Here is a 6,154-nt window from a genome sequence, read left to right as displayed (position 1 = left end):
AGAAAGGGTTTCCCCCGGACCCCCTTCCCAAAGACTTCTAACGGTTACAGGGTGTTGTCTGTTCACCTATAACCGGTAAAAGTTTTGGGGAGGGGAGAGCGCGAGAGGGGGACACTTTTTTCAAAAAGGGTCCCCCTCTCGCATCCTCTTTTCCTCTCCACCTATTGACCGAGCCACTGGGCCCAGACCTTGCGGTTCCTGGGGCCGTCCCATTCGCACAGGAAGATTCCCTGCCAGGTGCCGAGCATGATGCGGCCGGCTGCTACGATGAGGGTCAGCGACGGGCCGACCAAGGTCGCCTTGATGTGGGCGTCGCTGTTGCCCTCGACATGTCGGTAGCCGGCATCGCGGGGCAGCAGTCGGCCCATGGCCGCGACCATGTCGGCGGCCACGTCCGGGTCGGCGTCCTCGTTGACGGTGAGCCCGGCGGTGGTGTGGGGGCAGAAGAGGACCAGCGCGCCGTCGCGCCAGCCCCTGGCGTCCACGAGTTCCTGTAGGGCGCTGGTCAGGCGGATGAGTTCTTCGCGGCGGGTGGTGTGCACCTCGAAGGTTTCCATAGGGCGAGCCCCCTTTAGCCGTCGTCGCGGACCGGACGGAATCCGTGACCGAAGGACGGGTCGTAGAGTTTGGAGCATGTTCCCTGGCCAAGCCCGGGCAGCACCAAGAAAAGGGTTTGCCGGTCGACGCCGGCCTGGCGCACCGTTTCGGCCAGGGTGTCGACGGTGGCCCAGAGGCGTTTTTCCCCGGGCCAGCCCAGGCGATGGGCGATGGCCACCGGCGTGTCCCCGGGGAGTCCCGCTTCGCGCAGGGCGGCGGCCACGCCCTCGGGATCGCCGGCCGAGAGGTAGATGGCCAGGGAGGCTTTGTGCGCGGCCAGGGCGGCCAGGGATTCGCCCGGCGGCATGGGCGTGCGCCCGGCGAGCCGGGTCAGAATCAGGCTCTGGGTCGTTTCCGGTTCGGTTACGGAGACGCCGAAGGCGGCGGCGGCGGCCGAGGCCGAGGTGACGCCGGGAATGACCTGATAGGGGATGCCCGCGGCGGCCAGGAGCCGGGTCTGTTCGGACAGCGCGCCGTAAAGGGCCGGGTCGCCGGTATGCACCCGGGCGGCGATGCCCCCGGCGCGCACGGTGTCCACAAGCAGGGCATGGGTCTCGGCCAGGGTCAGCGGCGCGGAATCGACCACGCGCGCCTCTTTTTTGGCCAGGGCCACCACTGCCGGCGACACCAGCGAGCCGGCGTAAAGGACCAGATCGGCCCGGCCGATGATCCGGGCGGCCTTGACCGTGAGCAGGTCCGGGTCGCCGGGGCCGGCTCCGATGAAATAGACGCCGCAAGGGACGTCGGGCGCGTCAGCCATGGCGGGATTCCTTGACGGCGGTCAGAACGAAAACAGGGTTGTCGGCGCAAAGGCGTAGGTCTCCGGCAAGCGGGGTTGCCGTCTCCGCCTGGACCTGGGTGAGGGTCACGGGCCAGCCCAGGGCGCGAAGCGTTTCCAGGGCGCGGTGCAGGCTGCCGAGCAGCACGCAGTTGGCGACCAGCCTGCCGCCGGGGCGCAGCCGCCGGCACAGTCCGGGTAGCAGGTCCGGCGCGCCGGTCAGTCCGCCGCCGACGAAAACCCTGTCCGGGTCCGGCAGCCCGGCCAGGACGTCCGGGGCTTCGCCTTGTATGGGCGTCACGGTCAGCGCGCCGGTGCGGCGGATGTTGTCCATAAGCAGCGCATGTCGGGCCGGATCGCGCTCCATGGCAAAGACCGGGCCCCCGACGTTTAACAGGGACGCTTCCAGGGCCATGGCTCCGGTTCCGGCTCCCACGTCCCAGACGACGTCTCCCGGGCGTGGGGCGAGGCCGGCCAGGGATACGGCCCGCACCGGGGTCTTGGTGAAGACGCGGTCGTGGCGCAAAAGGGCGTCATCGGCAAGGCCCAGGCTGAGCGCGATTTCGGGCGGGCGCGTGCGTTCGACGAGCGTGAGGTTGAGCGGGGAACATTCGAGTCTGGCGGCGTCGGCGAGAGGCAGGCTGTGGCGGCGTTCCCCGGGCAGGCCCATCTCCTCCAGCACGTGCAGAAGAAAGGCGTCGCCGCCGCGCTGAAGCAGTTTGCCGGCGATGACGGCCGGGGTGTTGACGGCGTCGGTGTAGACCGCTGCCGCGCCGTGGCGGACGAGGGCGGCGAAAAGGGGCGTCAGGTCGCTGCGGCCGTGGAGTGAGACGGCCGGGAGGTCCTGCCAGGGGCGACCCAGCCGGGCGGCGGCGGCCCCGACGGCGGTGACGTTGGGGTAAAACGTCAGGCGCTCGGACCCGAACCGCTCGACCAGCAGGCGGCCGATGCCGAAAAAAAGCGGATCGCCGTCGGCCAGCACGCAGACCGCCATGCCGCTTTCGGCCGCGCTTTCGATGGCGTCGCACACGGCGGCAAGGGAACCGGTAATGGGGATGCGGCGTGCGGAATGGTCCGGGAAAAGGGCAAGCTGACGGGTGCCGCCGACCAGCACATCGGCCCCGGCCAGGGCGTCGGCCGGTTCCGGGGCCAGCCATGGCCGGCCGATGCCGCAGCCGATGACGGCGATGCGTTTCGGGGTCATGCCGGGTCCTCTCCAAACGTCATGCCCCCCTGTACGCGCGCGGCGGGCCGGGGTCAAAAGGGTGTTGCCCTTTTTGTGGCGCTGGGTCAGAAAAGTGCCATTGCGAAAAAAAGGAGGTGGTATGCTCGATCAACGCGTTGGCGTCAGGTTCACGGGCGGGGCGATGGCGTCGCTTGGCTATACGCTGCTGTGCGCCGTGCTGGCGCTTTTCGTCATTCCGGCGGCCTGGGGCGTGGTGGCCTTTGCGGCCTGGTGGTGCGGCAACCTTGTCTTCTCCGACGGCACCCGGGCGGAATTCACCGGCCGGGGCGGCCGCGTCTGGCCGCTTTTTGCCGTGGCGGTGTTTTTGGCTATTTTGCCAAGCCTCGTGACGGCGGGCATGGAACATAACGCCAGGACGACGTTCGTGCAATTGCTGCTCGTATTGGCGCTGGTGCCGTTCGACGTGGCGGTCAAGCTGCCCATCTACCGCTGGCTGTTCGCGAACATCCGGCTCGAACCCGGCGGCGCACCCCGGTTCCACGGACGATACCTGCCCTATCTCGGCTGGGTGCTGCTTTTATACCTTACGGCCCTGACCGTGGTGTTGTGGCCCTGGGTGGCCACGGGGCTCGTGCGCTGGTTTTGCGACAACCTCGAGGGCGACGGTTACGATGTCATGTTTGTGGGCACGGGCTGGGGGCTTCTCTGGCGCTCCGTCGTCTGGTTCGTCGGTTCCCTTCTCTTGATCCCCATTCCCTGGGTGCTGCGCTCCATGTACCGCTGGTGGACGGACAACCTCGAGCTTGTCCGCCATCCTGCCGACGGAACCTTCTTTCCCGCCTGATCATCCGTTAAAGGGGGCCAGGGGAGGCAGCGCCTCCCCTGGTCAGCATCACGCCGTCGAAGTCGAATACGACAAGGGTGATGGCCGGGGCGTTGCCGGCAAAGCGGCGCATATGGGCCAGCGCCTTGCCGGCGAGCAGTTCGGCCAGGGCGCGTTTGGCTTCGGCCGAGGGGGCGATCTCGAAGGCATGGCGGGCGGTGTTGGCCGTGGCCGCCTGCCGCGCCAGATCCTCTGGCCAGCCGGCCAGGGCGCACCAGCCGGCCAGGGCGGAAAAATCGGTTTCCCCTTTATGGGCGTGGGTGTTGGGCAGCCCCTGGGCCATCTTGACCAGCTTGCCGGGGAAGGCCGCCCAGACGATGGCCGCGAATTCCCGCCTGGCCGCTTCCGCAAGGGCGAAGGCGAAGAAATCCGCCGCCTGGACGCAGGCCGTTTCCGGCAGATCGGGGTAAAGGCCCATCAAGTACGCCTCGCTGCGCCGGCCGGTGGAAAAGCCGACCGTGTCATGGCCGAGCGCCTTGGCCACGTCGAGGGCTTCGGCGATGGAGGCCTTCCAGGCCTCGTGGCTGAAAGGGCGTACGATGCCGGAGACGCCGAGGATGGAAATGCCGCCGACAATGCCCAGGCGCGGGTTGAGCGTCCGTTTGGCGATGGCCTCGCCGCCCTCCACCGTGACCACGGCCGCAAGTCCGCCCCCGTAGCCGCACTCCCGCGCCGCCTCGGCCAGGGCGTCGATGATCTGCCGGCGCGGCGCGGGATTGATGGCCGCCTGCCCGACCGGCACCGGCAGCCCCGGCAACGTCACCCGGCCGACGCCCTCGCCGCCGTCAAGCGCGATCCCCGCTTCGGCCCGGCGCGTCACCCGGCAGCCGATGCGCGCGCCATGGGTCGCGTCCGGGTCGTCGCCGCCGTCCTTGATGACGTAGGCTGCGGCCCCATCCCCTTCGCGCCGCGTTTCGGCCACGGCCAAGCTGAGCCGGGAGCCGTTCGGCAGAGGCACGTCGATGGTCCCGGGCGTCCTGCCGCCCAGAAGCCTGAGCGCCGCCGCCTTGGCCGCGCCGGCCGCCGCCGTGCCGGTAGTGAAACCCTCGCGCAGCTTTTCCCCGGCCATCAGTCCCTCCCTTTGGCGCAGCAGGCCGCGAAATGGGCCGCCGCCCGGGGATTGCCGCCGAAATGCAGATGCACGTAGCTGCCGAGCGTGTTGCCGCGCAGAAATCCTTCCGGCGCATCGATGGGCCCCTTGCGCCCGGTCAGGGCATAGACGGCCGCAACCTCGTCCGTATCGCCGTCCAGGCGCGAATAATGGAACTCGTGCCCCCGCAGCCGGGTCCCGGCCGGCCCGAGCGGCGTGTCCGCCCGGGTGACCGCCTCCCGGTAGCCCAGGGCCGAGAACCGTTCGCCCATGATCGCCCGGAACGGAAACACCCCGGCCATGGCCTGCCTGCGCCCCGCTTTGTCGACAAGCGACTCCATCAGGTACATGAACCCGCCGCACTCGGCCAAAACCGGCCGCCCGGCGGCGCAGAATTCCCGGATGGCCCCGCGCATGGCCGCGTTTGCCGCAAGGGTCGGCGCGAAAAGCTCCGGATAGCCGCCGCCCAGGTACAGCCCCCCCACACCCTCGGGCAGGGCCGTGTCCGAGAGCGGCGAAAAATACGCCAGCCTCGCCCCGGCCGCTTCGAGCAACCGCAGATTCTCCGCATAATAAAAACAGAACGCCGCATCCCGGGCGACGCCGATGAGGGGCGATGTGGAGGAGGTGGAGGAGGGGAAGGAGGGGGATGCGCCTCCGGCGGCCAGGAGGGGCTCCGCCCCTCCCGGACCACCCCGCCGGGGGACCACGGCTCCCCCGGACCCCCATAATGGGGGGAGGGATTGTATGCGCGCCGGAAGGTCGAAAGAGTTCTCCACCCAGTCGGCCAGGGCGTCGAGGCGGGACAGCGCGTCGGTATCGGTTTCGGCCGTGACGAGCCCCAGATGCCGCGAAGGCATGGTGATCTCCGGCCGGCGCGGCAACACGCCCCAAAGCGGCACGTCCGGGAGCGAGACGGCCATGACCTCGGCCAAAAGCTCGCGGTGGCTGTCGCTGCCGGCATTGTTGAGCGCCACGCCGCAAAATTCCAGCTCCGGATCGAAATCCGTGAACCCGGACACCATGGCTGCGGTCGACCTTGCCATGGAGGCGGCGTCCGCCACCAGCAGCACCGGCAGCCCGAGCGTCTTGGCCAGCCTGGCCGTGCTGCCGGCATCGTCCGTGGCCGAAAACCCGTCGAAAAGCCCCATCACCCCCTCGACCACCACCACGTCCGCATCGGCCGCGTACCGGGCGAAGATCTCCCGCACGACGTCCGAACCGCACATCCAGTCATCGAGATTGTGGCTCACCCGGCCCGTGGCCAGCCCATGATGCCCCGGGTCGATGAAGTCCGGCCCGGCCTTGAACGCCTGCACCCGCAGCCCGCGTCGCGAAAGCGCCCGCATCAGCCCCAGCGCCACCGACGTCTTGCCGCAACCGCTGCGCGTGCCGGCCACGACGAGACCGCGCCCGGGGAGGGGGGAGGCTTCGGCGGGGCGCTGCCCCGGTCCCCGGCGGGGCTCCGCCCCTGCACCCCGCCGGGAGGCCATGGGCCCCCCGGACCCCCCGTCCGGCTTTGGCTGGGCGGAGGATGGGTTGGTTGGCGGAAGGTCGGTGGGAGGGAGATGGAGTCGGAATTTGCCGGGACGCTGCCGCCGCTTCGCGGCAGGCTCGTCC

General features: G+C 69.5%; 6 protein-coding genes. 1 reads left to right on the top strand and 5 read right to left on the bottom strand.

Annotated elements, in window-relative coordinates; all coding sequences use genetic code 11:
* Window positions 1-161: 161 nt before the first annotated feature.
* The 3 genes from ACMZ6R_RS19820 to cbiE are packed head-to-tail and all read right to left on the bottom strand — an operon-like array spanning window position 162 to window position 2,579.
* Window positions 162-557, bottom strand: coding sequence for a secondary thiamine-phosphate synthase enzyme YjbQ (locus tag ACMZ6R_RS19820; protein WP_416114682.1), 396 nt, complete (start codon window positions 555-557; stop codon window positions 162-164).
* 14 nt (window positions 558-571) lie between these two features.
* Complete coding sequence (gene cobM, locus ACMZ6R_RS19815) at window positions 572-1,357, bottom strand: precorrin-4 C(11)-methyltransferase (RefSeq protein ID WP_416114681.1); 786 nt, start codon at window positions 1,355-1,357, stop codon at window positions 572-574.
* Window positions 1,350-2,579 (bottom strand): precorrin-6y C5,15-methyltransferase (decarboxylating) subunit CbiE, encoded by a 1,230-nt coding sequence (cbiE, locus tag ACMZ6R_RS19810; RefSeq protein WP_416114680.1) that lies wholly within the window; start codon window positions 2,577-2,579, stop codon window positions 1,350-1,352. Before cbiE ends, cobM begins: the two co-directional genes overlap by 8 nt.
* Before the next feature lie 121 nt (window positions 2,580-2,700).
* Between cbiE and ACMZ6R_RS19805 the strand changes: the two genes are divergently transcribed.
* On the top strand, window positions 2,701-3,405 hold the full coding sequence (locus ACMZ6R_RS19805) for a hypothetical protein (RefSeq protein WP_416114679.1): 705 nt from the start codon (window positions 2,701-2,703) through the stop codon (window positions 3,403-3,405).
* Between the two features lie 7 nt (window positions 3,406-3,412).
* Here ACMZ6R_RS19805 and cbiD read toward each other — a convergent pair whose 3' ends face one another.
* Both cbiD and ACMZ6R_RS19795 read right to left on the bottom strand, forming a co-directional pair.
* Entirely contained in the window at window positions 3,413-4,513 is a 1,101-nt protein-coding gene (gene cbiD / locus ACMZ6R_RS19800) for a cobalt-precorrin-5B (C(1))-methyltransferase CbiD (protein WP_416114678.1), read from the bottom strand.
* Window positions 4,513-6,027, bottom strand: coding sequence for a cobyrinate a,c-diamide synthase (locus ACMZ6R_RS19795; protein ID WP_416114677.1), 1,515 nt, complete (start codon window positions 6,025-6,027; stop codon window positions 4,513-4,515). The genes cbiD and ACMZ6R_RS19795 overlap by 1 nt, the downstream gene beginning before the upstream one ends.
* Window positions 6,028-6,154: the final 127 nt, after the last annotated feature.

Source organism: Solidesulfovibrio sp. C21 (assembly GCF_047785625.1).
Taxonomy (GTDB): Bacteria; Desulfobacterota; Desulfovibrionia; order Desulfovibrionales; family Desulfovibrionaceae; genus Solidesulfovibrio.
The sequence above is the reverse complement of the archived record's forward strand: the minus strand, read 5'-3'. Positions and strand labels throughout refer to the sequence as shown.

What these genes read in the sequence shown, in the direction of transcription:
- cobM (WP_416114681.1), bottom strand. Translation starts at nt 1,357, where the DNA reads ATGGCTGACGCGCCCGACGTCCCTTGCGGCGTCTATTTCATCGGAGCC.
- ACMZ6R_RS19805 (WP_416114679.1), top strand. Translation starts at nt 2,701, where the DNA reads ATGCTCGATCAACGCGTTGGCGTCAGGTTCACGGGCGGGGCGATGGCG.
- cbiE (WP_416114680.1), bottom strand. Translation starts at nt 2,579, where the DNA reads ATGACCCCGAAACGCATCGCCGTCATCGGCTGCGGCATCGGCCGGCCA.
- cbiD (WP_416114678.1), bottom strand. Translation starts at nt 4,513, where the DNA reads ATGGCCGGGGAAAAGCTGCGCGAGGGTTTCACTACCGGCACGGCGGCG.
- ACMZ6R_RS19795 (WP_416114677.1), bottom strand. Translation starts at nt 6,027, where the DNA reads ATGGCCTCCCGGCGGGGTGCAGGGGCGGAGCCCCGCCGGGGACCGGGG.
- ACMZ6R_RS19820 (WP_416114682.1), bottom strand. Translation starts at nt 557, where the DNA reads ATGGAAACCTTCGAGGTGCACACCACCCGCCGCGAAGAACTCATCCGC.